Genomic DNA, 26,695 nt, shown 5'->3' with positions numbered 1-26,695 from the left:
GCGCCCCCGCCGTCCGGCCCGAGAGGACCGGACGGCGGGGGCGCGGCACGCCCGGGACGGTCAGTCGATCACCCCGTAGTAGTCCGCGAAGAAGCCGATGATCTCCGTCGCGTACGGCAGGAGCTGCGGCAGATGCGCGGCGAGCGCGGTACGGGTGGCATCGGCCAGATCGGCGGAGGAGTCGGTCGCGGTACGGATGTAGGGGTCGAGCCGGCGGATCAGCTCGTAATTGCTCTGGATGTCCACGCCGCGCAGCGTCCCCTCCACCGGGGGCGCTCCAGGCGGCGGCACCGCGGGCAGGATGCGGGAGACATAGGTGACCCGGTGCAGCACCCGCCAGCAGGGCGGCTTCCGGTCGCTGTGCCGCGCCTGGCGCAGGGCCGCCGCGTTGGAGTCGGTGCTGTTGGCGAGCCAGACCGGATCGGCGACCTTGTTGTAGAAGTCGTCGAAGTGGGTGGTGTCCTGGCCCAGATAGAGCGTCATGAAGCGGTAGGCGTCCACCTTGCCGGGGACCCGGACCGGCCTGCCCGCCGTGTCGTACTTGGGCTGGCCGTTCTCGTACTTCTGGAGGTCCCGGGTCGGGTTGCACTCCACCGCCAGGCTGTGCGAGCGGGTCGCCTCCTTGGCGCGCTGACGGGTGACGGTGAGCCCGCCGCCCACCGAGCCGTCCAGTTGGAAGCCGATGCCGATGCCCGCCACCTCGAAGGAGCCCTCCAGCGACCCGGTCACCGCGCCGGAGAAGCTGTAGGAACCGCCGGTGGTCTCGCTGACGACGTCCACGGTCCCGGTGGTCTCGGCGAAGAAGCCGCCGTCGGCCGTCCACACATAGGTGTTGACGATGTTCCGGTTGGCGAACGACCCCGAGGACTCGGTCGGCGCGCTCTTCTCCGGAACCCCCGGCGTCGACCCGACGACCGACTCCAGCACCTTCGCGGCCCGCTCCGAGGTCGGGTCCGAGTCATGGGTCTCGGTGGAGACGCTGTCGTAGTAGTTCTCCAGCTGCTGCCGCTCCCGCAGGATCCGCCGCTTCAGCGCGTACGCCTCACGCGGTTTGAAGTAGCTGTGCTCACCGCGCTGCGAGGCGTTGGCATAGGCGGGATCCAGCACCTTGCCCTGGGCGTTGAAGCCCACCGCCCCGTCCAGCGTGCCCTGCTTGGTGTACTGGGGGTTGATCGGGAACGAGATGATGTTCCAGTCCTTGGGGATGTCCGGATTGGGCAGCATCCGATACGCCACCAGCGCCCCCGAGTGCGCCAGCCGCAGCGCGTACACGTCCGCCGTCTCCGACTGCACCAGCGCGTAGCCGTTGTTCGCCGGTACGAAACGGCGGCCGATGTCGCTGTTGAGGGGCCTGCTGGGATCCTCCCAGCTGCCGGTGAGGGTGGCGGAGGTGTCCCGGGCGGTGCTGGTGCCCTGGGAGACGGAGGTCTCGTCCGTCCATCCGTTGGAGAACTCGAAGCTGCCGCCGATCCGGCCCTTGAGCGAGGCCGACACCGCGGGCGCGGCGGTGCCGATCCCGAGCGGGGCGATGATCAGCAGCAGGCTTTCGTCCACCTCGTTCCCCGCCGAGACGCTGAACGCGGTGTCGACGCTGCGCTCACGGGCGGAGGAGAGGGTGGAGGTGACCTCGTCGGCCTGCTGGAAGGTGACGCTGGCGCAGCCGGTGGGGTCGGTGCCGCCGGTGAGATTCTCCGAGGGTACGGGCGGCGCGCCCTCGATGTAGCCGATGAGCTGGGGGTCGAACTGCACCTGGCTGACCCACTCGCTGATCAGATCGCCGACCTTGTAGCCGGTGGTGAGCCGCCAGGCGCCGTTCACCAGCTGGGAGTAGGCGCGCTTGAGCACCCCGTACGCCTCACCGGCGCGGGTGTACTGGAGATCGGCGTACTCGGCGGCGGCGGGCGGCGCGGAGATCTGCTCGTGGAACGCGGTGCGCACCCCGGCGAGCGCGGAGCGCACGGCGGCGGTGTCGGCGGAGACAGGGGCGGTGGACAGGACGATCTGGGGGCGGGTGTTGGCGGTGCCGATCGCGAGGTCGTTCCCGCGCAGGGAGTGGTCCCGGACGAGGTCGGTGGCCGTGGTGACGGTGTCGGCGTCGAAGGGCCAGTAGGCCAGCAGATCCTGTTTGTCGCCCTTGACCCGGGTGAAGAGATTGTCGAGAAGCTGCTCGGGGGTGCGGGCGGTGCGCCAGAGCCGTACCTCCTCCAGGGTGCCGCCCAGGAGATCGCCGAAGGTTCCGTTCCTGGAGGACGATCCGAGGGTGAGTTGTTCGTCGCCCCAGTCGTTCAGCAGGTTGTCGGTGGTGGAGTCGCAGGGGATGGCCTGGCCGTTGCGGTAGACCAGCAGGGAGCTGGCGGCCGGGTTGGGGTCGGCTGCCCAGGTCGCCCCGTGCAGCTTGAGGTCGTATCCGCCTGCGGTGTCGGCGCTGGTGCTGCCCTCGTTCTCCTCGAAGGTCCAGCGGGCGAGCAGCCCCTCGTCACGGGGCTGGATCGCGGTGCCCAGCTGGTTGGTCTCCCGGGCCTTGCCCCAGATCCGCACCTCGCCGATCGTGCCCTTCAGCCCGTGGACGGCGGTGCCCTCCCTGGCCCGGCCGATCTCCAGCGCGCCGTCGTTGCCGCGCGGTCCCGGGCCCGTGTAGCGGCTGGTGCCGAGTTCGGCGCCGTCCACGACGAAGCGGATGTCGTCCCAGGCCTTGGCGTCGACCCGCTCCACGACGTCGACGTTCTTGCTCTGGGTCTGGCCGTTGGTGTCGGTGTAGGTGATCGCGCGGGTGCCCTTGATCTCCTCGGTGGACCGGCCGGCCTTGCGGACGACCGCGATCCGGCGGAAACCGGCGGCGATCGCCGAGGTGGAGGTGAAGCGCTTCACGGTGGGGCCGGGCTCCTCGAACGCGAACTCCAGCTTTCCGTCCGGGCGTACCGCGAGCTGGTACGGGACGCTGCCGCCGGAGCCGTCGCCGAGCCGCCCCTTGGAGATGAGGCCCTGCCGGCCGCCGATGGCGTCGACGGTGGCGAACACCTCGATCGTCAGATCCCCCGGTACGTCGAGGGCGTCGGCGTCCGGGGTCTCGGCCCAGGAGGAGCCGTTGAAGGCCAGTGCCCAGGACTGCTCGTGGACCGCCGCGAGATGGGCCCACTCGCCGTTCAGATAGGTTTCCTTGCTCTTGCGGAACTTGTCGCCCACGCCCACGACCACCCGGTGGCCCTTGAGTGCGGAGTCGGCCCTCGCCGACGTGGTCGTGCCCCAGACCCCGCCGTGCCGTCCCAGGGGGCCGAGGTCGGGGAACTGGCTCAGCTGGGGACGGGTGCTGTCGTAGATCCAGGCCCCGGTGAGCCCGGGCTCCCTGGGGGAGACCCGGCGGTTCCGGTCGGCGAGGATGTCGGCGGCGGACCGGGCCACGCTCCAGGTGCGCAGCTCGGCGAGCCGGCCCGAGAAGTGCGTAAAGGTCCCGCTGTCGGTGCGGCCCACGATGAGCTGATTGGTGCCGCTCGGGACGCCGGTCGCCGTGCGGCGGGCCACCTCGACCCCGTCGCGCAGAATGGTCTGGACGCGGGTGGTCCGGTCGAAGGTGACCGCCCAGTGGTGCCAGTCCCCGTCCGTGTAGGTCGCGGTGGTGGTGAGGTCCTGTCCGGTGAAGGCGAAGCGGAACGCGCCGGTATTGGTGAAGCCGACGCTCAGCCCGTTGGTCCCGATGGCGACGATGGTGTCGGCCACCGTGCGCCCGGTGGTGCGCCTGAGCCAGCACTCGATGGTGAAGTCGGTGCCGGTGGGGTCCGCGTTCGGGATCGCCATGGCGATGTCGGTGCCGTTGAGGGCGATGCCGCCGGGGACCGTCTCGGTGCTCAGGGCGAGCCCGGCCCTGGTGCTCCCGCGGTTCAGATGGAGGACCCTCGCGTTGCCGACCGACTCGGTGGTGGAGTTGACCCAGGCCTCGACGGTGAGATCCCCGGTGACGGTGACCCGGTCGAGGCGGTCGGCCGGCAGCGACAGCCGGTGGGAGTAGCCGTCGAGGGCGAACGCGCGGCCGGGGGAGTCGCCGCGCCAGCGGCTTCCGTACCCGGCGGCCTGCGGGGTCGCGGTGCCGTTGGGCACGGGGAGGTCGCCCTTGTCGGCGCTGACCGTGATCCAGCGCGAGCCCTCGGCCAGGGAGGCCCCCGGCCGGGAGGTGGCGGCGCGGTCGGCGTCGTAGCGGATGAGCGAGACGGGGGTGCCCGCCGTGACCCCGCCGGGCGGCGCGGGCACCACCCGTAAGGTGGTCGACCCCACGGCGGCGGCCGTGTTCACCAGATAGTTGCTGGTCCCGATGCGGACGTAGGAGGGGGCGGGCACGGCGAGCCGGCTCGCCTGGGTCAGGGTCACCACATCGCCGGAGACGCTGGCGACCGTGCCGACCTGCACCGGTTCCTCGGAGTCGCCGTTGACGGCGGCGGCGAGATCGCGGGCGCGGCGCGGCAGCCGCAGGAAGGTCTCCGTCTCCGTCCCCCGGGTGAGGGTCAGATCGCAGAGTCCGGGCACGGCCGCGTTGTTCACCGTGGCGTCGGTGATCCTGATCTGGGTGGTGCTGAGATCGACCCCGGGGTCGCGGGCCGTGAAGAGGGTGGTGAGACCCCCGCCGACGAGCTGCTGAACGCCGCGCACGGCGGTGGTGTCCAGATAGGCGGCGAAGAACTGGCTGTTGGAGCCCTGGAAGTAGAGCACCACCCGGCCGGTCGCGCTGTCCATCAGGAAGGGGGTGGACGAGCCCCGGGCGAACTTCAGCAGCCCGCCCGCGCTGCTCAGCCCGCTGGCGTCGATGCCGATGTGCGGTACGGGCAGCACCAGGTCGCCCGCGCCGCTCAGGCCGTTGGTGAGCCGCGCCAGCTCCTCACGGCCCGCCCTGATCTCCGCCCATTTGGCGGCGAAGTCCCGGCCGCGCTGCTCCAGGGTCGTATTGATCGTGGCGACCCGGGAGATCTTGGTCTGAAGGGCCGCGTCGGGCAGCAGCGCGATCTTCACGACGCGGAAGCGCTTCGCCTGCTGCTCATTCCCCTGGACGCCCGCGCCGAGCCAGAAGCCGCTGCCGTCGTTCTGGAGCTCGATGTCGGAGCCGATGTTCCCTCTGATGAGCCATCGGGAGGAGGCGGGCAGTGTCCCGGTGAGCGTACGGCTCACCAGCTTGACCACCGCGCCGGAGGCGGTGGTCGCGGGCTCGGCGACCAGATTGTCCGCGCCGATCCTGACCAGCGCGCAGATGGGGTTCCCGTGTCCGACCTGGTTGCCGGAGATGGGCCGCAGCTGCCACTGCGCGGCCGGGGTCCGCAGCAGCGCCAGTGCCTGACCGTCGGCCGCGCTCTGGCTCGACAGGCAGGTGGAGGTCTCGGCGTCGTAGACCGCACCGGTGGCGGTGCGGAGTTCCACCGACCACTTGGTGGGATCGTTGGCCGCCGCCAGGGTCGCCCAGGAGATCTCCGACTCCAGGCCCGCCTTCTCGGTCTCCAGATTCAGGATCTCGGTCTGGATGGTCGCGGCCTGGGCCTCCAGCTGGGTGACCGCGTTCGACTTGGCCGTGATCTGCTCGCTGGTCGCCGTCGTCTGGCGGTCGATGTCCGCGAGGGTCAGCACATCCGGCACGGCGGCGAGCCGTCCGTCCGCGCCGACCCCGAAGTCGAGGGCGGCGATGTGCGCGTCGGCGGTCGCGTTCCCGGTGGGGCGGGTGGCGAAGGCCAGCAGCACCCGGGCCTGCCGCTTGGCGGGCTTGGCGGAGTCCTCGTAGCCGGAGGCCAGTTGTTCCTGCTGGTAGTAGAGGGAGGCCGCGAGACCGGAGACCACATCGCGCCCGGCGACGGTGAAACTGTCCCTGCGCACCCCCGGGTGGTCGCTCACCTGGGCCTCGGAGGTGACCCAGGTGGCGGTGCCGGTGACCGTGCCGAGGGCGGCCGTGTCGGTCTGGTCGTACACCGCCGTCCCCGCGCCCTCGTCGAGCCGGTAGTAGGCGATCAGCCCCGGCTCATTGCCGATCAGCCGGTACGAGCGCTCCTCCGTCAGCTCGCTCCGCGAGCGGGCCCGGTTCCAGATCCGTACCTCGTCCACGGTCCCGCTGAAGAAGCCGCCGGACTGTGCCGAGCCGATCCGCAGCGAGGCGTTGCCGTCGGTGGGGTAGGCGAGCGCCGCGCTCGCGCTGAACGCGCCGTTGACATACAGGGTGGCCGTCGAGCCGTCGAAGGAGGCCGCGATGTGCGCGTAGGTGCCCGCGGGAATGGTCTGGCTGGAGGTCACGGAGCCGGTGCTGTGATCCAGCACCACCTGGCCGGTGTTGGTGATCCGGAGCTGGAATCCGCCCTGGCCCGAGCCCGCCCAGCGGGCGATGACCGGACCGCCCGCCGTCTGGGGCCTGACCCAGGCCTCCACCGCGTACGGCTTGCCCTGGAACTTGAGCGCGGCGGCGGCCCCGAGATCCACGTACGCGTTCGTGCCGTTGAGCTGGAGCGCCGTCTCGGCGAGTCTGTTCTCCGGGCTGACCGGGACCAGCGGAAGGCCGGTGAACGGGCAGGTTCCCGGGGCGCGTTCGAAGACCGAGCCCTTGTAGTCGGCGCTGGGGCTGGTCCAGTAGCGGCTGCCCTGGGTGTTGAAGAGCCCGTCCTCGCCCTGTTCGACATTGAAGGAGTCGACGCGCCGGGTCACCCCGTTGTGGGCGAAGAACTGCCAGCGCTGATGCCCCTGCACCGTGGTCGGCGTCAGCAGCGCGGCGAACCGGCCCTCGGTGAGATTCCTGATGAACGCCAGCTCCTGCGTCGGCTCGTGGAACGGCTTGCCGTCCATGTCGGTCGCGCCGAGGCTGTCCTTCGAGGACTGCGGCTCGCTCTTGTGCCTGCTGCGCCGGAAGCGCACCTCCGAAACCGGCTTCAGCCGGCCGTCGACCAGCAGGAAGCGGTCGACCAGCAGGGTGTCGGCGACCACCGGCACCTTCGCCCCGCCGGTGGCGGTGACGAAGTCGGTACGGGTGGTGTCGCCGGAGGAGCCGCCTCCGGCCAGGGTGAACACCGCGTCGGTGTGGGTCGCGCCGATCGCCTGGCGCAGCACCACCACATGGGTGCCGTCCGAGGTCACCTGGAAGGGGGCCGGGGCGGTCAGCCGCGCGGTGCTCGACAGAAAGGCGTCGGTCTCCTCCGGGGAGAGCTCCTGGCCCTCCGCCGCCTCGGTCCGGCCGCCCTTCTTGACCACGGGCATCGCCACCGCGCCCACCAGGGCGTAGCCGACTTTGACGATCTCGTCGGGGAACGGCAGCTCGGCGGGGTTCTCGGACCAGTAGGCGGCGTCCAGTTCGCCGCGCTTCTCGTCGTACACGGAGAGGTCGAGCACGGTGTAGAGAACGCGGCGCCGGTTGTCGAGGGCGAAGGCGAGGGCGGTTCCCTGGTGGCGGACCATCGTGGTGTGGGTGTAGGTCCGGTCGCTGTAGATCTTCGACAGACTGCGGTCGGTGGTCATCGTCGTCGTCACTCCTGTTCACACGGCGTCCGGGCACGGCGGAGCGATGGGCGGGGCGGCCCATGGCCGTACGGGAACGCTTCGGGGGACGGGGAAGCGAGAGACAGTTGAGCACGCGGACCTATTCGCCGAATATCGAACAGACCGTCAATGGCCGATAAAAGCAGATAGATATGACTATCCACCTGTGTCGGCTGTCCAGGGCGGTGTTTCCCGCTGGCCGGGAGGTGAGATACACCTAACCGATCTTCTGATGGAGAATTATTGGTCAGCGTGGTTTACGGAACGCCACCAGTACGACGACCGCGCCCAGCGCCGCCACGATTCCGCCGACGACCGCCGTCACATGCATCGCGTGGAGAAAGCTCTCGTCGGCCGCCGCGACCAGCTCCGGCAGCTTCAGCTCCAGACTGATCTGCCGCGCGGCCTCGGCCGACTCCTTCGCCGCCTCGGCGGCCGGCTCCGGGAGCCCCGCCAGCCGGGGTTCGACGTCCGAGCCGTAGACGCTGGTGAGCAGCGAGCCGAGGACGGCCACCCCCAGCACTCCGCCGATCTGCCGCATCGAGTTGTTCACCGCCGAGCCCGCGCCCGTCCGCTCCTCGGGCAGGACCGACATCACCGCCTCGGTGGTGGGGGCCATCGCCGCGCCCATCGAGGCCCCCTGCACCACCAGGAGCAGCCAGAAGTACGTCATCGGGGTGGATTCGTCGAGCCAGGCATAGGCGAGGAAGGTCCCCGCCGCGACGGTCATGGCCACGCTCACCACCGGGCCCAGCCCGAATCTGCGGACCAGCGCCGCCGAGGCGGGAGCGCCCACCAGCACCCCGATCGCCACCGGCAGCAGATTGAGTCCGGCCTCGAAGGGGCTCTGCTCGCGTACGCCCTGGAGATAGAAGGAGGTGTAGAACATGGACCCGGAGAGGCTGAAGAAGGTCAGCATCACCGAGAGCGTGGCGCCGGTGAACCGGGCGTTGCCGAAGAGCCGCACATCAAGGCTGGGGGTGGCCACCTTCAGCTCCACCAGGACGAAGACGGCGAGCACCGCCAGTCCGCCGACGATCGGCCACAGCACACCAGGGCTGGTCCACTCGCCGAGGTGGCCGCCCTCGATCAGCCCGTAGACCACCGCGCCCAGGCCGACGGTGGAGAGCAGCACCCCGAGCGGGTCCAGCGAGGTGCGGACCGTGCCCCGGGCGGCGGGCAGCAGCAGAAGCGCACCGATCACGGTGATCGCGGCCAGCGGGACGTTGACCATGAAGACCGAGCCCCACCAGAAGCGCTCCAGCAGAGCGCCGCCGACGAGCGGGCCGGCCGCGATGGCCAGCCCGCTGGAGCCGGACCAGATCGCGATGGCCATGGCCCGCTCGCGGGCGTCGAACACGGCGGCGATCAGGGAGAGCGTCGCCGGCATGATCAGGGCGCTGCCGACGCCCATCGCGCCCCGGGCCACGATCAGTTCGGCCGGACTGTCGCTCGCCCCCGCCCAGAAGGAGGCGGCGGCGAAGATCAGCGTGCCCGCCAGCAGCAGTCTGCGGTGGCCGTAGCGGTCGCCGAGCACCCCGCCGCTGAAGAGCATCACGGCGAAGATCAGCGTGTAGGAGCTGATGCTCCACTGGAGCTCATTGGTGGTGGCCCCGAGCCCCTCGCCGGGATCGGCGAGGGTGTTCAGCGCGACATTGAGGATCGTGTTGTCGAGCCAGACCGTCAGCTGGGCGAGGACCAGTACGGCGAGGGCGAGCCAGCGGCGACCGCTCGGGGTCTGTGCCGATGGCTCGGCCCCGACCCGGCCCGGGTTCTCTCCTGCAATCGGCTGAACCACGGGAAGGCCTCTCGCTGTGGATGTCGCACGCTGTCGACTGATCGTTCACGGAGCGCCGAAGCGTGGTCAACTTCCCTCGGAGAGCTGGCAGTTAGTTGCCACCGCCCGTGGGTGGACGTACCCCCTTGACCTGCCCACGGCCCTCCGCGAGATCGCGCAGCGTCAGCAGCTGACGGCGCATCATCAGCAGATCGCCCCAGGCCATCATCTTCAGCCGGGGGCCGCCCAGCGCCCCGGGCCGACGGCCGACGACCATCTTCACCAGCAGCCGGCAGCTTTCCTCGCCCTCGGGGACCACGGCGTAGGTGAGGGCGAACCGCCCGAAGGCCCGTATCGCCCAGGCCCTCGTCAGCAGCAGCGTCAGATGCCGGTCCCTCTCGAAGGAGACCAGCTCGAAGATGGTCATCACCCGCTGGCCCTTCTCCAGCACCTCCGCCCCGGGGGTGAGCCTTCTGGGGCTGCGGCGGCCGAAGTTGTCCAGACTGTCGTAGCTGTACGGCGCGACCTTGAGCTGGCAGAGCCAGCGGAAGACGGTCGCGGCGTCCGCGCGTACGGTCACCGCCCGGATCCAGGGCTCGGCGTCCGGCCCCAGCAGATCGTCGCAGGGGTAGGAGTCGGCCAGCTCCGCCGGTCGCGCGCCCCACACACGGGGCGATCCCGAGTCCCTCATCCGCCCAGCGCCCGCTTCAGGAAGGCGAGGACCGTGCCCCGGTAGTGCTCCGGGTCGGTCTTCATGCCCTGGAGGTGCTCGGTGCCGGGCAGCACCTCGAACTCGGCCCCGGGATAGCGGGCGGCCAGCGCCCGGGCGCTCTCCACGGGGATGATCGAGTCCTCCTCGCCCGCCAGGATCAGCACCGGTGTGCGCAGATAGGCGTCGGTGACCGGCGGCGGCCATTCCGCCTGGAGCATCGCGGTGCCCAGCCGGGAGAAGACGGCGGTCAGCACCGGCCAGGAGGGCCGGTGACGCAGCGGCGGCGGCACCGGAAGCCCCTTGGCGCGCAGGAAGTTCTGGAACAGCGGGAGCAGCTCAAGGGCCGGTCCGCTGTCGCAGACGATCGCCTCCACCTGGCAGCCCGCCCGCTTCAGCAGATAGAGCGAGGGGAAGGTGGAGAAGGAGAACCCGTAGACCGCGTACCGCGCTTCGGCGTACTCGGGCATCGCCCGCAGCGTGTCCACGACCGCCACCACATCGTCGGTGTGGCGCTCGCTCAGCCCCCAGAACGCCTTGTCCGAGTCGCTCAGACCGTGATTGCGGTGGTCGAACAGGGCGACCGTGTAACCCGCCTCGTGGAGGAAGGCCGCCTGCGCCAGGCTTGCCGACTTGCTCAGACCTATGCCGTGGCCGACGACCACCACCCGGTCGGCGCCGCCCCGGCAGAGCCAGATGTGCAGCTTCCGCCGCCCGCCGGGCAGCCGTACCCACAACTCCTCCACCGGCAGCCCGAAATCCTTCGCGGGATGCTTGTGATGGGGCCGCCGGGGCGGGTGGTAGACGAGATACGAGAGCAGCGCGCCGTAGACCGGCGCGGCGGGCAGCGCAGGCACCGCCAGTATCCGTTGCGGAAGGGAGCCCCGGCGGGCCGCCGGCCGCTTCCCCCCTGTCTCCGAAGTGTCCGGGGCCTCCGGATTCCCTCTGTCCCGCTGTCCGGCAGGGTCGTTCGGCATTCGTCTCCCCCTCTGGGTGTCGCGGTGCGCGCACGGTCCGCGAGTCGGTCTCAGCCGCAGCCGCCGGCGTGTCCCCCGTCGGCCGACCCCTTCACCCTACTCTCGAACTCCTTTGCGCCGTCGGCCCCTTGACCTGCCGCTGGACGCCTCTCCGCGGAGTTTCCCACCGCCTCGGCGAACTCCGTGAGCCGGTCCGCCCCCCAGAACTTGTCGTACCGGTGGACGAAGAAGGGCACCCCGAAGACACCGTCGCGGTGGACGTCCAGCAGCGCCGAGACCCCCCGGGCGCGCAGCCCGGCGTCCAGCGCCGCGCCCGCCATCCGGTCGGCGGGCAGCCCGAGCGCGGACCCCAGCTCCCCGACGACCGCCGGATCGCAGATGTCGCGCCCCTCCTGCCAGCGCGCCCGGTAGGCCAGCTCCACATACTCCCGGCCGAGCCCCGCGTCCGCCGCGACGAACCAGGCCAGATGCGGCACCTCCCAGACGGGCTCCCGGTCCAGGGGCCAGCTCATCTCCAGCTTCCGCGCCCGGGTCAGCCGCCGTACGTCCTGGAGGATGTACAGATGCTTCTCCCGGGACATCGCCACATACGGGAAACCCCCGCCCGCCTCGGCCAGGGCCCCGGCGCTGCTCTCGTCGGGCTCCCAGAACGGCCGCCACTCCACGGCCGCCGCGAGATCCGGATGGTCCGCCGTCAGATCCCGGTAGGCGATCCAGGAGTACGGGCTGCGCAGTGAGAAGTAGAACCGGGGCGGCGGCCTGCGCGCCCCGGACCGGCGGGTTGTGCCGACCGTGTCAGCCGTGTCAGACAACGAGTCCTCCGTCGATCTGGAGCACCGCGCCCGTCACATACTCCGCTCCGACCAGGTACGACACCATGTCCGCGACCTCCTCGGGACGGCCGAGCCGGCGCAGCGGAATGGTCTTGACCGCCTGCTCCCTGACCTTGTCGGGCAGGGCGGAGGTCATGTCGGTGTCGATGAAGCCGGGGGCGATCGCGTTGGCCCGGATGCCGTAGCGGCCCACCTCCTTGGCGAGCGCCTTGGTGAAGCCGATGATGCCCGCCTTGGACGCCGAATAGTTGCTCTGGGTGGCATGGCCGTAGACCCCGGCGACCGACGAGATGTTGACGATGCAGCCGCTCTTGCGCTTCATCATCTCGAAGACCACCGAACGGCACAGATGGTACGTGCCGTCCAGATTCACCCGCTGGACCCGCTGCCAGTCGTCGTCCGACATCATCAGCAGCGGCTGGTCCCGCACGATGCCCGCGGAGGTGACCACCGTGCCGACGGTGCCGAGCCGCTCCTCGGTCTCGGCGACCAGGGCGCGCACCGCGTCCGGGTCCGACACATCCGTCTGCCGGGAGTAGACGCGGACGCCGAGTTCGGACACCTCCTTCTCCAGCTCGACGGCGGCGTCCGGCCGCGAGGCGTAACAGAAGGCGACGTCGTGCCCGTCGCGGGCCAGCCTGAGCACGGTGGCCCGGCCGATGCCCCGGGTGCCGCCCGTGATCAGCGCGACCCCGCGCTCGCCCGCCGATGTCTCGTTCATCCCGACCCCATCCCTAGTGAGCCCCGGCGGCGACGGCCGCGGGGGCGCCCGGCAGCGCGCCGGTGAGTTCCCCGGCCGGGCGCATCGCCATGACGACGCGGCCGACCTCCATCACGATCTCGCCGGCCGACAGAGACTCGCCCTCGAAGATCACGGTGTCGCTGAGGGCGCGGACCAGCCGTACGCGGTGCTCCAGCACCTCGCCCGGGAGCACCGGCCGGGCGAGGACGACGTCCGAGATGCTGCCGAAAAGCATCACCTGGCCCGAGAGCACATCCGGGTTGGGCCTGTCCCAGGCGGCCAGCACCCCGGCCGCCTGGCACCAGGACTCGACCAGCAGCGCCTGCGGATAGGCGTGCTCCTCGTCCCCGGCCTCCTCGGCCAGATCCTGGTACCAGGGCTCGTTGCAGGTCACGGCCTTGACCGCGGTCAGCCGTTCGGCGGGGACGAGTTCATCGACCCGGTCCACCAGCAGCATCGGATAGCGGTGCGGCAGCACCTTCTTGATCTCGCCGATGGTCAGCGCGCCGACGCCCTCACCCGGACGCGGTGCGTCCCCGGCCGCGGGTCCGGCCGCGGGTCCGGGCTCCTCCGCCGCCGCGACGAGCCGCAGCCGTACGGTCGCCGCACGGCCGCGTTCGGTCGACGCGACCGCCTCGCAGCGCCAGGCCCCGTTCCGGGGCGACCACTTCAGCTCCACGGTCAGCCGGTCGCCGGGGAAGACGGGGGAGAGGAACCGGGTGGACTCGACGGCCCGCACGATCACCTTCCCCGCCTCGGCGGGTACGGTCGCCAGCGCGCTGCGGCGCACCTGCTCGACCACACAGACCCCCGGGAAGATCGGGAACCCGGGGTAGTGGCCGGGGAAGACCCGCTCGTCCGCGTCGACCTGGACGACGGTGCGCGGCGGTTCGCCCGGCCCGGACGCGATCTCGGGCACGGCCCGCACCGGGCCGGCGTCGAGCACGGCCATCAGAGGGCCTTCAGCTTGGCGTCGAGCAGGTCGTGGGCCTTCTGGAGGGAGGTGACCTCCTTCAGCTCGGACTCGCCGAGCTTGACGCCGTACTTCTTCTCCAGGACGACCATCACCTCAAGGGCCATCAGGGAGTCCACACCGAGGTCGTTGACGAAGTGGGCCTCGTCGGTCAGCTTCGCCTCGTCGACGTCGAGCACTTCGGCGACGGTCTCCCGCAGGTCTTCCTTGTCGAGGACGGCGGTGTTGGCGTTGTCGGACATGGGTTGTCTCCTTCGACGTTCGATGTTCGATGTTCGATGAGTGATTCAGTGGTGGTTCGGATGTGGTTCAGGCGAGCGCGGCGACGGCGGAGGCGCTGTTCAGCGCGGCCGCCCCGACGCTCTTGTCGATACGGCGCATCAGCGAGGTCAAGGTGGTGCCGGGCCCCAGCTCCAGCAGCCGGGCGCAGCCGAGTTCGCCGGTCAGCGTCCGTACGCTCTCCTCCCAGCGGACCGGGGAAGTGAGCTGACGGGTCATCAAGTCTGCCCAGTCGGCGTCCTTCGTGTACGGCCGGGCGTCCACATTGGCGATGACCGTCCCGTGCTCGGCGGCGAACCGGGCCTCCGTCAGAGCCTTGGCGAGATCGTCGGCCGCCGGGCCCATCAGCGGACTGTGGAACGCGCCGCCGACCGGGATGGCGATCACCTTCACACCGGGGACCGCGATCCGCGCCGAGAGCCGCTCCAGCCCCTCGGGGACACCGGAGCACACGACCTGACCGGGGCAGTTGAGATTGGCGACCCACACCCCGGGACCGCCGTCCGCGCGGATCGCGGCCGTCTCCTCCTCGACCGCCGCGAGCTCCACGCCCAGCAGCACGGCCATGGTGCCCGGCCGCGCCCCGGCAGCCTCCCGCATCCCCCGGCCGCGGGCCGCCACCAGGCGTACCGCGTCCTCGTACGGCAGCGCGCCCGAGGCCGTCAGGGCGACGTACTCGCCGAGACTGTGCCCGGCGTACGCGACGACCTCGCCCAGCACGCCCAGCGCGACGGCCTCCCGGTACGCCATCAGCGAGGTGGTGAAGATCGCCAGCTGGGCCAGATCGGTACGGCGCAGCGTCTGCTCGTCGGCGGTCAGCAGCAGCTCCGCCACATCGGTGCCGGAGATCTCGGAGACCGCCGCGACGAGGTCCCAGGAGGCGCAGTCGCGCCAGGCCCCGCCCATGCCGGGACGCTGCGCGCCCTGCCCGGGGAAGAGCAGTCCCACCCGGGGTGCTTCCGTGCTCATGTCCCTGCCTTCCTCTTGTCTCTCCGCCCGGCCTCGGCCGGCCGCTCAGCCCAGCCGGAGCACGGCACAGCCCACGACCCCGTCCCGGTCGACGGAGGTGACCAGACCCACCGAGCCGGTCATCCCGCCGGCCGCGCGGGCGGCCGTCAGCAGCGCCGCTGTCTGGAAGGTCGCGGAGGCCGCGTGGGTGTCGCCGATCGGCTCGGCGCAGGCGATGCGCTCGGGGCAGTGGCCGCCCAGGACGTCCCGCAGCGCGGCGCGCTCGCCGAGCCCCCGGACGCCGTGCGCCTGGGAGTCGGCGGCCAGCGCGATCTCGTCCACCCGCACCCCGGAGCGCGCCAGCGCCCGGCGGACGCTGTCCGCGAGGACCGTGGCGACCTGGTCGTCCGAGTGGAAGACGCCGAACTCCAGGGCCAGCACCTCGGCGAGCCCGGAGCGGCCGTGCTCCGCCGCGTCCTCGGCGGACTCCAGCAGCAGTACGGCGGCGCCCTCGCCCAGCACGGACTCGCTCTCGTCCGCGCGCCGGGTGTGCACCTCCAGCCAGGCGCGGGCCGCCGAGAACTCCTCGACCGCCCCGCACAGCACGGTCCTGGCCCGCCCCGACCTCCGCAGCCGCAGCGCGTAGTTGAGCGCCAGCAGACCGGAGGCCCTGCCCCCGGCGACGGTGGTGTTGGGGCCCTTGAGCCGGTGCCAGATGGCGCACTGGCCGGCCGCGCAGTTCATCACCGTGTTGGGGAAGCGCATCGGGTCGACGAAGAACGGCTTCTCCTGCACCAGCGAGTCGCGGGTGAAGTCCATCATGCTCTGCGCGCTGCCGGTGTTGGTGCCGAGCACCAGGGCGGCGTCCTCGCCGACACCGGCGATGCGCTCCCCGTCCCGGTCGCGCAGCAGCTGCCCCACGGCGGTCACCGCGAGACCGGTGACCCGGTCCATGGAGCGGGTGCCCTTGCGGCCGAGGACGGCGGCGGGGCTGAAGTCGGGGACCAGACAGGCGGTGTCCACGGGGGCCGACCAGATGGCCTGGTCGAGGGGGGCCGCGGTGGTCCTGCCGCTGCTCAGCCCGGCCGCGAACTGGGCGCTCTCCAGACCGTAGGGCGAGACGACGGACCAGGCGGTGATGAGCGGTCCTCGGACGGCGGTGGTGGCGGTGGCCATGGGACGCGGTGCTCCTCTCGGTTGCTTCACAGGTTCATCGGTTCATCGGTTCAGCGCTGAGTCGGTTCGGCGCTGAGTCGGTTCGGCGGTCAGAGGAAGTGCACGCTCCGATAGCCGGGCCAGTCGGGGAAGGCGGCGTCGCTCGTCGGCCGTACGCCCTCCAGCAGCCATCCGGGACCCGCTCCGAACCGCTCCAGTTCACCGTCCTGGGCCCAGATCCCGGCCCCCTCCGCGAGGAGGGTGCGCACGGCCGCCCTCGGGTCGGGCAGGGTGTCCAGCTCCCGCCCGGCGAGATGGAGCACGGGCGTCGGAGCCGGGTCGGCCGCCGCGAAGGTGACCGCGAGACCGCGCAGCAGGATGTCCAGACCGCCCTGCTGGCGGTTGAGTTCCCGCGCGAAATACAGCACGTCGGCGAACTGGGTCTCCACCCCGCCCCGGTAGGCCCGCTCGATGATCAGCAGACGGCGTCCGGTGTCGGCCATGGTCAGCACACCCCCAGGAAGAACGACTTGTCGGCGGCCTCCAGATGTTCGGTGAACTTGAACGGCGCGCGCAGTCTGATGCCCGGGATGTGCGCGTCCGCCCCCCGCTCCTGGCTGCAGAAGCGGCAGGCGAACCAGTGCAGCTTCGCCGGGTGGGCCGCCAGCAGCTCGGCGGCCAGGGCCGCGGTCGTCGGATAGGCGCGGGCCCAGTCCACGACATTGCGCGGCTTCTCGTCCCCCAGCGACGTCCGCGTCAGCCCGGTCGCGTGGCCGCAGGTCCACAGATGGACCGAGGCCCCGCGCTCCAGCAGCGCCTGGGCCAGCCGGAACGCGGAGGTCACCAGATCGCCGGTGTGGGGCGCGCCCATGATGGCGATCAGCATGTCCGCGCGCGGCAGTTCCCTGCCCGTTCCGCCGCCCATCAGTGCCACACTCCCTGTACGGCGGGCCTCAGCAGCTGCTCCGCCACCTCGTCCATCCCCACCCGCCGGACCCCGGGCCGCAGCAGCGCCGCCAGGGCCCGCTGCTCCAGCGAGAAGCCGTCCGCCCAGACCCGTACACCCGCCTCCAGCAGCCGTTCGACGGCGTCCGAGCCGGTTCCGGCGCCTGTTCCGGCGCCTGTTCCGACGCCGTCGGTCACCCCGTTCTCGATCAGCAGCACGGTCACGGTGTGACCGGACGCGGCCAGCCGTTCGGCGTCGCCGAGGAAGTCCCGCGAGCCGGGGCCGGCGTACCGGCCCTGGGACTCGACGAGCAGATACTCAGCCATGGCCCGATGCCTCCTTCGTGTTCCCGGCGTCAGCGGCGGCGTCGAAGGCCTCCGCCAGAAAGCCGAGCACCCGGGTGCGGTACTCCTCCGCGTCAAAGCGGACCGCGTTCATATGCAGTGCGTTCGGGGCCGTCCAGCGCTCCGCGCGCGGGTAGCGGGCGGCCACCGCGAGGACCTGTTCGGCGGGGACGACGGGGTCCTCGCCGCCCGCGATGAACATCAGCCGGGTGGGTACGCCGTCCAGCCTCGGCGGCCAGTTCCGCACGGCGAGCATGTGCAGACAGATCCGGGCGAAGAGATCGCGGTAGACCGCGAAGCCCACCCCCTCCCGCAGCCGCTCGGGCAGGGTGGAGCGGCGCAGCCGCGCGAAGTGCCGCAGCCCGCCCGCGGTGTCGTCCATCGGGCCGCTGTCGCAGATCACCGCCGCGAGCGGGACCGGGAGCCGGTCCAGGACATGCAGCGCGACCCAGGTGGAGAAGGAGAAGCTGATCACGGCCAGCTCGCCCCGGTTCAGCTCCGGGTCCGCGCGCACCGCCGCGATCACATCCGCGAGATCGCCGGTGTAGCGGTCGGACATGCTCCCGTACTTCCGCTCGCGTCCGCTCTCGCCGTGGTTGCGCATGTCGTAGGCGACGACATGGTGACCGGCCTCGTGCAGCAGCTTGATGTGGCCCAGCACCATGGAGCGGGTACGGCCCATGCCGTGGCAGAGCACCACCGTGTGCGGGCCGTCGGCGGGCACCGCCCACGCTTTGAGCGTCACCCGGTCGCGGGTGGTGGTGATCCGCAGATCGCGCACCGGCAGCCCCTTCTCGGCGGGGGTGCGGCCCGGGGGCGCGGCCTGCGGGTGGTACAGCTCGAACGCGTGGCGGGCGGCCAGCGACGCCCCGGCGCCGACCGTGGCGAGCGTACCCACCGCCGTGCGCAGCGCCGTGCGCAGCACCCGCTCGGCCCGGCTCCCGGCGGCGGGCCTCCCCGCCTTCGTACCCGTACCCGTACTCGCTCCCGTACCCGTACCCGTACCCGTCACGAGGTCAGCGCCTCGCCGCCGTCGACCCCGATGACATTGCCGGTGATCCACGACGAGTCGGAGCGGGCCAGGGTGACGACGGCCTCGGCGACATCCTCCGGAAGGGTCAGCCGGCCGTGCGGATTGCTGCGGTCCGCCAGTTCGATCAGCTCGCGGTGGCCGGGGATCCGCTCCAGCGAGGGGGTCACCGTCACCCCCGCCCGGAGCGAGTTGACGGCGACACCGCGCGGGGCCAGCTCCAGCGCGAGCTGCCGCACATGCGATTCGAGCGCGCACTTGGCGGCGGAGACCGCGCCGTAGGCGGCGGTGACCTTCTGATCGCCCGCGCTCGTCATCGCGAAGACCTTGGAGCCCCGGCCGAGGAGACCGGCCTCGGTGAGGGACTGCGCCCAGTAGACGAGCGAGTGGGCCATCACATCGAGCGTCATGTTCATCTGGCGCGAGGTGATGGCAGGCCCGCCGTCCACCGGGAGGTACGGCAGCAGCGTGCCGAAGGCGAGCGAGTGCAGCAGCACGCGCAGCGGCTCGCCGCCGGTCAGCTCGGCGAACTTCGGCACCAGTTCGGCGCGGGTGTTCGGGCTGGCGGCGTTGGCGTTGAAGAAGTGCGCCCGCACCCCGGCGGAGCGCAGCTCCTCGACGGCGGCCTCGGCCTTCTCCTGTCCCTCGGCGGTGTCGAAGTGCACCCCGAGGACATGGACGCCCTCCCGGGCCAGCGCCCGGGCGTTCGCCAGCCCGATGCCGCTGGAGGACCCGAGGATCAGGGCCCAGGTGTCCTTGAGTGGTGTGGTGGTCATGGCAAGTCTCGCTTCGTATCCGATGGACAGTGATGGCGCGCCGGTCAGCGGCCGTCTTGGCCCGCGGGCGGGGTGAGCAGGGCGAGGGAGAGGTTTCCACCGGGGGCGGTGGCCACCACCAGCACGGGGGCGGTCAGCTCCGCCAGCGCTCCCGCGACCTGGAGGAGCGGTTCCAGCGCGCCCGCGCCCGCCGCCACGAGGGTGGCACCGGGACCGGCGGCGCTCGCCACCGCCCGACCGACCGCCGACTCGTCGACCACGGCGATCACCCGGAGCACGCCCGCCGCACCGGAGCCGGAACCGGTGCCGGTGCCGTCGAAGCCCGCCCCCGCCACGCCCCGCGCGATCAGCCGCCGGGCCCGCTCGGGCCCCTCGGCGGACGCCGCGACGGCGGGCGCGAGGAAGTGGCTGCTGACCCGGCAGCCGCCGTACACCCGCCCCCCGCGCGCCCGCACCGCTCCGGCGGGCTCCAGCACCAGGGCCGCCGCACCGCGCTCGGAGCGCTCATGGCCGGGCAGCCCCTCCGGCAGCGCCTCCTCCGTCGCCCCCGCGAGCAGCCAGGACGCCCGCCCGGCGGCCACCGCGCGAGCCCCGGTCTCCAGCGATTCGAGCCCCGCGACCCGGGGGGTGGTGAGGGTGAGATTGAACCCCTTCAGCCCGTGCTCGGTGGCCAGTCGGCTGCCGAACAGATTGATCGAGAAGTACGGGGCCGACGCGGGGCTCAGCGCGGCGGCGCTCTCCTCCAACACCGTCCGGTCCATGGAGTCGTGCAGGGCCACCGCCGAGCTGTTGGTGCCCACCGCCGCCCCGCGCCGCTCGGCCGCGTGCCGGGCCGGGTCGTCGTCGGAGTCGGCCAGCGCGTACTTCGCCGCCGCGAGGAAGAACTGCGAGGCGGGCGGCAGATACTTGTAGCCGCGCGGCCCCAGCCGGGTGCGGTGGTCGAACCACTGGCCCGGCACCGCCGGCCGGTCCGCGAGGGCCGCCTTCTCCGGCTGGTCGGTCCAGGGGGTCACCACCCCGATGCCCGAGACCACCAGTTCACCGCTGTCGTACGGGCGGGCGGTCATGCGCGGGCCTCCTTCAGAACGAGCGATACGTTGTTGCCGCCGAACGCGTAGGCGTTGACGAGGGCGAAGCGGCCCTCCAGCGGGACTTCGGACTCCGGGAGCCGCACCCGGCACTGGGGATCCAGCTCCGCGACCGGACGGTTCGGCGGCACCTTCCGGTGGTGCAGCATCAGCGCCGCGGCCACCGTGCCCAGCGCCGCCGCGGCCCCGCCGGTGTGTCCCACCAGGGCTTTCAGGCTGTAGAGCGGGGTCCGCGCGGCCCGCTCGCCGAGCACCGTGTGCAGCGCCCCGCTCTCGACCACGTCGTTCAGCTCGGTGCCGGTGCCGTGCGGCACCACGCACCCGACCTCCTCGGCGCTCGCGCCGGCCTGCTCCAGCGCCGCCCGCATGGCCCGGACGATCTGCGTCCCGGCGGGCTCCGGCGCGGTCGCGTGGTGGGCGTCGCAGCTCCACCCCTCGCCCGCCAGCTCGGCGTAGACACGCGGAGCGCTACGGGCCCGGGCGTGCTCGGCCGACTCCAGGATCATGATCCCCGCGCCCTCGCCGAACACCGTCCCCGCGCGCCGGGCGTCGAACGGACGGCACCGCTCCGGGTCGATCGCCCCCAGCCGGTTGAAGCAGGCCAGCGCCACCCGGGAGTACGCCTCCGCGCCGCCCGCGACCACGACGTCCGCGACCCCCGTACGGATCAGGTCCGCCGCCGCCGACAGCCCGAACCCGCTCGCCGCACAGGCGTTGCTGATGCTGCTCACCGGCCCCTCGGCCCCCAGCCACGCGCCCAGCGCCGAGGCCACCGAGAAGACCGGGGCCCACTCGCCGTCCGCGTCGGGGCGGCCGTCCGTGCGCCACCGCTCATGCAGCCCGGAGTCGCCCATCCCGGTCCCGATGACCACCGCCGTACGCTCGGCGGGCACCTCGCCGAGACCGGCGTCCGCGAGCGCCTGCCGGGCGCCCTCGATCGCGTACCGGGAGGCGAGCCCCGGCGGGACCCCGCCCCCGTCGAAGTCCCCGTCGGACGAGATCTCCGGGAGCGGCTGTTCCGGTACGGAGTACATCAGCGGGACGGACATACGGGCGTGGGGATCGGCGACCTCGCCGGGGCTGCTCTCGGCACGCAGCAGTCCGTGCCAGAACGCGTCCGCGCCATGGCCCAGGTGCGAGATCGCGCCCACTCCAGTGATCAGCACTTCTTGCATCGATCGTCTCCGGTGCGCAGGGGATGAGGGGGTGCGGGGCCCGGCCGGGCCCCGGCTCGGCGGCCGGCCGGGGGCTGGCTAGGACGTGCCGCCCAGCGCGTTCAGCACCCGCTCGTCGAAGCTGACCAGGCTCCAGTCGCGGCGGTTCTCGAACACCGCGTAGCCGTGGGTGATCCGGCCGGTGGCGGTCTGGACGAGACGGCCGTCCCGCACCACGTAGAAGTCGGTGCGCGCGGTGTAGGTGAAGTCCTTGAAGACCTCCTCCACGGTGAAGACCGTGTACAGGTCCTCCTCCATCAGCGCCTCGTCGAGCAGCCGCACCCGGGAGTGCGGGACCACCGGGATCCACCGGCGGTCGTCCAGCAGCGTCTTGATGGAGATGCCCCGGTCGGCGAGGAAGAGGTCCACGACCTCCTCCACCTGGCGCAGATAGCCGGAGAGCTGGAGGCGCTCGTTGAAGTGGCAGTACGGGTAGGGGATCCGCCACTTCCAGCCGAAGGCGTTCGCGCCCGAGGTCAGCAGCTCCAGCACCGGGTCGTCGCCGGTGGTGCCGCGCCCGTCGGAGAGCGGGGCGGCGGGCAGCGCCGAGACCTCGCGGCCGTCGTGCTCGCTCCGCCCGGCCGAATCGCTGATCCGGGGTACGGCGAACCGCTCCAGCTCCGCCGGGATCCCCTCGGCGGGGAGGTAGCTGTCGATCCGCAGGGAGACCCGCACCTTGGAGGTGACCGCCTTGACCTCCTTGCCGTCCCGCTCGACGAAGAGGGTGACGGCGAGCCCGATCAGGGTGTCGCCGCCCTCGGTGACCGGGCGGACGGTCGCGCGGGCCACATCGTCCTGGTGGAAGGCGTGCAGGATGCGGGTGTCGAGATCGACCAGGTCGAGACCGAGGCCCAGCTCCTCGAACAGCTCCCGGGAGGGCAGCCCGGCGGAGCGGAAGTGCTCCAGGACCGCTTCCTCGACCATGTAGTTGACGTGCTTGAAGCCGATCCACGTATTGATGTTCGACCCCTCGTAACGGGGACGTACATGAACGGTGGTCTCGGTCTCCAGGAGGGCCTTGAGGCCCGTACCGGTCGCCAGGGTCATCGGTGGTGCTCCCTTTTCGTCGGTCGGTGTGGGTCGGTGCGGTCGCCGTCCGGGGCCGGAAGGGGCCCGACGGCGGTGCTGATGAAGTCCCGGGTGAGGGCGGCGAACTCGGCCGCCCGCTCGTCCATCGCGAAATGGCCGGCCCCGGGAAGGATGCGTACGGTCGCGCTCGGCAGCGCCGCGCCCAGGGCGCGGCTGTCGCCGGGGAAGGCCGCGAAGTCCCGCTCCCCGCCGACGATCAGGACCGGCACGGTCAGCCGGTCGCAGCGCAGCCGGGGGGTGTGGAGATAGGTGTCGAAGAAACTCATCCAGCCGTACGGGCCGATCCGGTCGCGGACCTTGAGCGCCATGTCGTGGCGCAGCTCGTCGGAGAGCCGGCCGCCGGAGCGGACCCGCAGACCGTCGGCGAGGATGCGGTCGAAGTCATTGAGGTAGTACGCGATCGAGTCCCAGCCGAACTCTTCGGCCCGCGCCCGGTAGAACGGCGAGACCAGCACCACGGCGCTCGGCATCCGTACGCCCGGGGGCGGGCCGGAGCCGTCGGCGAGCAGCGAGAGCAGGGCGTTCGCGCCGAAGGAGTGGGCGATCACCACATCCGCGCCGCCGGGCACCAGCTCCAGCGCCCGCCGCGCCCAGTGGGCGGGGGAGCGATCGGTCCAGCCGGTCGACTCCGTTCCCCGCCAGGGGAGTTCGGCGATCCAGCTCTCCTGCTCCGCGCTGTCCGCGCCGTCGGTGCTGTTCGTGTCGTCCGTGCTGTCCGTCCGCTCCAGATACGCGTCCCAGACATTGCCGCCGCTGGCGAGGCCGTGCAGCAGCAGCACCCGGGGCCGGCCGGGTGCCGCCGTACCTCTTCTGCGCACGGAGACCGGGGGAGCGGACGACGGCATCACGCGGACGCCTCCACGGCCAGGAGCACCATCCCGGCGGAGGCGTCGTCGCGGTCGGTGCCCGAGGTCACCAGGGCCGTGCCCGGCTCTCCCGCCGGGGGGAGCGCCAGCCCGCGGGCCGCCGTGGCGCACTGGAGCACGCCGAGCGCCCCGGACGCGCTGCCGAACCGCTCGGTGAGATCGGTGCGCGCCACCCCGGACAGCGCCGCCGGGGACGCGTCGCGGTGGCCCTCGGGGACGTACCACGAGCCCGGCCGTCCACCCGAGGCGGTCAGCAGCCGTCGTACGCACTCCTCGACCCCGGCCTCCCGGGCGTACGGTCCCAGCGCCGCGATCCCGGCGGCCCCGCGCCCGGCGGCGGCCGGGGCCCGCTCCAGCAGCAGGGCGACGGCCCCGTCGAGGAGTTCTCCGGCGGGGCGGCCGAGCAGCCACTCCACCTGGCGGTTGTGGGTCTCCACCCCGATGACCAGGGCCCGCTGGGCGCGGCCGGCCCGGAGCATGGCGGCTCCCCAGTGCACGGCGTCCACACCGGAGGTGGCCCCGTTGCAGACCATCAGATTGGGGCCGCGCAGTCCGTGCCGGATGGCGACGGACGAGGCGATGACATTGCTGGAGGCGTTCGGCAGGCCCATGGGGCTGATGCCGGTGACGCCTTCCGCCCTGATGCCGTCGGCGACCTCGCAGACCGTGTCGAGATTGCCGAGGTTGGAGCTGACCACCACGGCGACGGAGGTCCCGGGGACGGTGAGCGCGCCGTCCGCCGCCGCCTCGCCGTCCAGCAGCCCGGCGTCCAGCAGCGCGGCCCGGGCGGCGCACAGGGCGAGCTGGGAGGCGCGGTCCTTGTACCGCAGTCCGCGCTTGCCGATGAGGGCGGCGGGATCGACGGCGGGGGCCGCCGGGTCCCGGGGCAGACCGGCCGCCCGAAGCAGGTCGGAGGGGCCTTCGACGCCGGGCAGCGCCGTGCCGATCCCGGTGATCAGAATGCCGGTGGTGCCAGTGGTGCCGGTGGTGCTCGTACCGCTCACAGTGCTGCCCTCTCCACCACGGCGACCGCGTTGACGCCGCCGAACCCGAACGCGTCCACCTGGGCCAGGGCCGGCTCGGCGAGCTGCTGTTCGTCTCTGACCAGCCGGAACTTCTCGGCCTCCGGCACCGGCTGCCGCAGCCCCACCACCGGCGGGACGCGCCCGCCCTCCAGCGCCTGGAGCGCCACGATCAGACTGAGCAGCCCGGAGCCGCCCGAGGTGTGACCGGTCATCGATTTGACCGCCGTCATCAGGGGGCGGGAGACATGCGGTCCGAAGACCTCTCCCACCGCCGTGGCCTCGGCCTCGTCGTTGAGCAGGGTGCCGGTGCCGTGGAGCATCACCAGGTCGATGTCCTCGGGCTTGACCCCGGCCTCCCGGTGCGCGGCGCGCACCGCCTCCGCGATGCCGCCCGGGTCGGGCGCGGTCACGTGGTACGCGTCGCAGTTCACCGCGACCGAGCGGAGCCTGCCGCGTACGGGGGCGGCGCTGCCGGTGCCGGTGCCGGAATCGGTGGCGGCGTCCGCACGGCGCAGGACGACGGCCGCCGCGCCCTCGCCCATCAGCACACCCCGGCGGTCCCGGTCGAACGGGCGCAGCTGCTCCGGCGGTTCCATGTGGACGCGGTCCAGCAACCCGTACATGCTCTCGGTGAGCGTGTCGACGCCCGCCACGACAACGGTGTCCGTCTCGCCGGAGAGCAGCAGATCACTGCCCATGGCGAGCGCGTACAGGGAGGCGGAGCAGGCGTTGGAGAAGGTGTGTGTGCGCACCGCTCCGAAGCGCTCGCGCAGCGCGGTGCCGAAGTGCAGGCGCCCGGCGTCGAAGTCCGCGCCGTCGCGCCAGCCCAGTTCGGCCGAGCGGAGTTCGCGCAGCCCGGTGCCGATGAGGATCGGCACCTCGGCCAGCTCCTCGCCGAGCCCCGCGTCCCGGACGGCCTCCTCGATCGCCGCGAGCAGCCAGCGGGTCGCCCGGCCCGGCTCGTCCTCGCCGGACGGCGGGCGGTCGTCGATCTCGTAGGCGTGCCGGACCCGGTAGCGGTCGCGGTCGAAGGAGCGCAGCTCGGCCAGTCCGCTGCGGCCCGCGCACAGGGCGCTGAAGATCTCGTCGGCCGAGCCGCCGACGCTGGCGACCGCGCCGATGCCGGTGAAGACCAGCTCCGGCCGGTCCTCGGCGGGGGAGTGTGTGCTCATACCCGTTCCGCCTGCTCTGCCCGCTCTGCCTGCTCCGCCTGGTACTTGCCGAAGATCACGACCGAGTTGTTGCCGCCGAAGGCCAGCCCGTTGTTCTGGACGACCCGCAGATCCGCCTGGACCGCGTGGTTGGGCACGCAGTCCACATTGCACTCGGGGTCGGTCTCGACATGGTTGATGGTCGGCGGGATGAAGCCCTCGGTGAGGGCGAGGGCGCAGCCGATCGAGGCGAGGGCGCTGGCGGCCCCCATGCTGTGCCCGAGCATCGACTTGATGGAGATCGTCTTCGGGGTGCGGTCCCCGAAGACCTGCCGGATCGCCCGGGCCTCGGTCACATCGTTGGCCTTGGTGCCGGTGCCGTGGGCGGAGATGAAGTCCACGTCCTCCGGGGTGACGCCGGCGCTGTCGAGCGCCAGCTTCATGCACTGCGCGATGCTGTCCTGGTTGGGCGCGACGGGGTGGTGCGCGTCGCAGTTGAGGCCGTATCCGAGCACCTCGGCGTGGATGGTCGCGCCCCGGGCGAGGGCGGACTCCAGGCTCTCCAGGAGGAGTACACCGGCCCCCTCGCCGGTGAGGATCCCCTTGCGGTCGATGTCGAAGGGCTGGCACATCTCCGGCGCGATGGTGCCGAGGCGGTAGAAGCCGGTGAAGGTCTTCCGGCAGAGCGCGTCGGCCCCGCCGACGAGGGCGTAGTCGATCTCGCCGGTGCGCACCGCGTCATAGCCGTAGCCGATGGCGTAGTTGCCCGCCGCGCAGGCGGTGGGCAGGGTGACCGCCTCGACCTGGGTCATGCCGAACTCGTGCGCGATGGCCGCCGACAGCCGCCCGGCCGGCACCCGCGCGGTGACCACGGGGTCCATCCGCTCGGGGCCGTGGCGCACCTCGGTCTCGACGAGCTGGTCGAGATCGCGGGACTCCCCGTCGGTGGTGCCGATGGAGATCAGACAGCGCGCGGAGCGCAGTTCGGCCTCCGAGAGCGCCGCGTCCTCGACCGCCATGCGCGCCGCGGTCACCGAGAACTGACTGGCGCGGCCGAGGGTCTCGACTTCCAGGTTCTTGATCCACTGCCGGGCGTCGAAGCCCTCGATCTCGCAGGCGTTGGAGTGCTCGTAGCCGGTGGTGTCGAACGAGGTGATCGGCTTCGCGGCGCTCTGTCCGGATCGCAGACCGGAGAGGAATTCGGTGGCTCCCAGGCCGATGCTGGAGACCGCGCCGAGACCTGTGATGACAACTCTGTTCGCCGGTATGTCAGACATGTTCATCCCGT

Annotated in this window: 22 protein-coding genes; all 22 read right to left on the bottom strand. The window is 72.0% G+C overall.

From position 1 onward, the window contains the following. Positions 1-60: 60 nt before the first annotated feature. The gene (locus IE247_RS16140; protein WP_229869144.1) at positions 61-7,464 is read right to left on the bottom strand and encodes a LamG domain-containing protein; all 7,404 of its coding nucleotides are present in this window, start codon (positions 7,462-7,464) and stop codon (positions 61-63) included. A 268-nt stretch (positions 7,465-7,732) separates the two neighbouring features. Beyond that, complete coding sequence (locus IE247_RS16135; protein ID WP_229869143.1) at positions 7,733-9,283, bottom strand: DHA2 family efflux MFS transporter permease subunit; 1,551 nt, start codon at positions 9,281-9,283, stop codon at positions 7,733-7,735. Between the two features lie 91 nt (positions 9,284-9,374). Beyond that, a complete protein-coding gene (locus IE247_RS16130; RefSeq protein WP_229869142.1) occupies positions 9,375-9,929 on the bottom strand; it encodes a hypothetical protein in 555 nt (184 codons plus the stop codon). 20 nt (positions 9,930-9,949) lie between these two features. Beyond that, positions 9,950-10,828, bottom strand: coding sequence for an alpha/beta hydrolase (locus IE247_RS16125; protein ID WP_229869141.1), 879 nt, complete (start codon positions 10,826-10,828; stop codon positions 9,950-9,952). Between the two features lie 170 nt (positions 10,829-10,998). Further along, positions 10,999-11,760, bottom strand: a complete 762-nt coding sequence (locus IE247_RS16120; protein WP_190123806.1) for a 2-hydroxychromene-2-carboxylate isomerase — start codon at positions 11,758-11,760, stop codon at positions 10,999-11,001. After that, positions 11,753-12,502: a 3-oxoacyl-ACP reductase FabG gene (gene fabG / locus IE247_RS16115; protein ID WP_190123805.1), complete on the bottom strand. Its 750-nt coding sequence runs from the start codon at positions 12,500-12,502 to the stop codon at positions 11,753-11,755. The genes IE247_RS16120 and fabG overlap by 8 nt, the downstream gene beginning before the upstream one ends. 13 nt (positions 12,503-12,515) lie before the next feature. Beyond that, on the bottom strand, positions 12,516-13,475 hold the full coding sequence (locus tag IE247_RS34880; protein ID WP_308433238.1) for a 3-hydroxyacyl-ACP dehydratase FabZ family protein: 960 nt from the start codon (positions 13,473-13,475) through the stop codon (positions 12,516-12,518). Further along, positions 13,475-13,738: an acyl carrier protein gene (locus tag IE247_RS16100; RefSeq protein ID WP_190123804.1), complete on the bottom strand. Its 264-nt coding sequence runs from the start codon at positions 13,736-13,738 to the stop codon at positions 13,475-13,477. The genes IE247_RS34880 and IE247_RS16100 overlap by 1 nt, the downstream gene beginning before the upstream one ends. A gap of 67 nt (positions 13,739-13,805) precedes the next feature. Next, on the bottom strand, positions 13,806-14,744 hold the full coding sequence (locus tag IE247_RS16095) for an ACP S-malonyltransferase (protein ID WP_190123803.1): 939 nt from the start codon (positions 14,742-14,744) through the stop codon (positions 13,806-13,808). A 45-nt stretch (positions 14,745-14,789) separates the two neighbouring features. Continuing rightward, positions 14,790-15,899: a beta-ketoacyl synthase N-terminal-like domain-containing protein gene (locus IE247_RS16090; protein WP_190123802.1), complete on the bottom strand. Its 1,110-nt coding sequence runs from the start codon at positions 15,897-15,899 to the stop codon at positions 14,790-14,792. Positions 15,900-15,988: 89 nt separating this feature from the next. Beyond that, the gene (locus IE247_RS16085; protein WP_190123801.1) at positions 15,989-16,381 is read right to left on the bottom strand and encodes a hypothetical protein; all 393 of its coding nucleotides are present in this window, start codon (positions 16,379-16,381) and stop codon (positions 15,989-15,991) included. A 2-nt stretch (positions 16,382-16,383) separates the two neighbouring features. After that, positions 16,384-16,803, bottom strand: a complete 420-nt coding sequence (locus IE247_RS16080) for a hypothetical protein (protein WP_190123800.1) — start codon at positions 16,801-16,803, stop codon at positions 16,384-16,386. After that, positions 16,803-17,150, bottom strand: a complete 348-nt coding sequence (locus tag IE247_RS16075; protein WP_190123799.1) for a DsrE family protein — start codon at positions 17,148-17,150, stop codon at positions 16,803-16,805. Before IE247_RS16075 ends, IE247_RS16080 begins: the two co-directional genes overlap by 1 nt. Next, positions 17,143-18,180, bottom strand: a complete 1,038-nt coding sequence (locus tag IE247_RS16070) for an alpha/beta hydrolase (protein WP_229869140.1) — start codon at positions 18,178-18,180, stop codon at positions 17,143-17,145. The genes IE247_RS16075 and IE247_RS16070 overlap by 8 nt, the downstream gene beginning before the upstream one ends. Continuing rightward, complete coding sequence (locus IE247_RS16065; RefSeq protein ID WP_190123798.1) at positions 18,177-18,974, bottom strand: SDR family oxidoreductase; 798 nt, start codon at positions 18,972-18,974, stop codon at positions 18,177-18,179. The genes IE247_RS16070 and IE247_RS16065 overlap by 4 nt, the downstream gene beginning before the upstream one ends. A gap of 44 nt (positions 18,975-19,018) precedes the next feature. Then, on the bottom strand, positions 19,019-20,041 hold the full coding sequence (locus IE247_RS16060) for a beta-ketoacyl synthase N-terminal-like domain-containing protein (protein WP_190123797.1): 1,023 nt from the start codon (positions 20,039-20,041) through the stop codon (positions 19,019-19,021). After that, a complete protein-coding gene (locus IE247_RS16055) occupies positions 20,038-21,237 on the bottom strand; it encodes a beta-ketoacyl-[acyl-carrier-protein] synthase family protein (RefSeq protein WP_190123796.1) in 1,200 nt (399 codons plus the stop codon). Before IE247_RS16055 ends, IE247_RS16060 begins: the two co-directional genes overlap by 4 nt. A 78-nt stretch (positions 21,238-21,315) precedes the next feature. Next, a complete protein-coding gene (locus tag IE247_RS16050) occupies positions 21,316-22,323 on the bottom strand; it encodes a thioesterase family protein (RefSeq protein ID WP_190123795.1) in 1,008 nt (335 codons plus the stop codon). Then, on the bottom strand, positions 22,320-23,210 hold the full coding sequence (locus tag IE247_RS16045) for an alpha/beta fold hydrolase (protein ID WP_190123794.1): 891 nt from the start codon (positions 23,208-23,210) through the stop codon (positions 22,320-22,322). The genes IE247_RS16050 and IE247_RS16045 overlap by 4 nt, the downstream gene beginning before the upstream one ends. Further along, positions 23,210-24,235 carry a beta-ketoacyl synthase N-terminal-like domain-containing protein gene (locus IE247_RS16040; RefSeq protein WP_190123793.1) on the bottom strand — a complete coding sequence of 342 codons (1,026 nt, stop codon included), beginning with the start codon at positions 24,233-24,235 and terminating at the stop codon, positions 23,210-23,212. The genes IE247_RS16045 and IE247_RS16040 overlap by 1 nt, the downstream gene beginning before the upstream one ends. After that, a complete protein-coding gene (locus IE247_RS16035) occupies positions 24,232-25,428 on the bottom strand; it encodes a beta-ketoacyl-[acyl-carrier-protein] synthase family protein (RefSeq protein ID WP_190123792.1) in 1,197 nt (398 codons plus the stop codon). Before IE247_RS16035 ends, IE247_RS16040 begins: the two co-directional genes overlap by 4 nt. After that, positions 25,425-26,684, bottom strand: coding sequence for a beta-ketoacyl-[acyl-carrier-protein] synthase family protein (locus tag IE247_RS16030; RefSeq protein ID WP_190123791.1), 1,260 nt, complete (start codon positions 26,682-26,684; stop codon positions 25,425-25,427). The genes IE247_RS16035 and IE247_RS16030 overlap by 4 nt, the downstream gene beginning before the upstream one ends. Positions 26,685-26,695: the final 11 nt, after the last annotated feature.

Source organism: Streptomyces inusitatus (assembly GCF_014651115.1).
Lineage (GTDB): Bacteria > Actinomycetota > Actinomycetes > Streptomycetales > Streptomycetaceae > Streptomyces > Streptomyces amakusaensis.
Note: the sequence above shows the minus strand (reverse complement) of the source record. Positions and strands in the feature narration are given on the sequence as shown.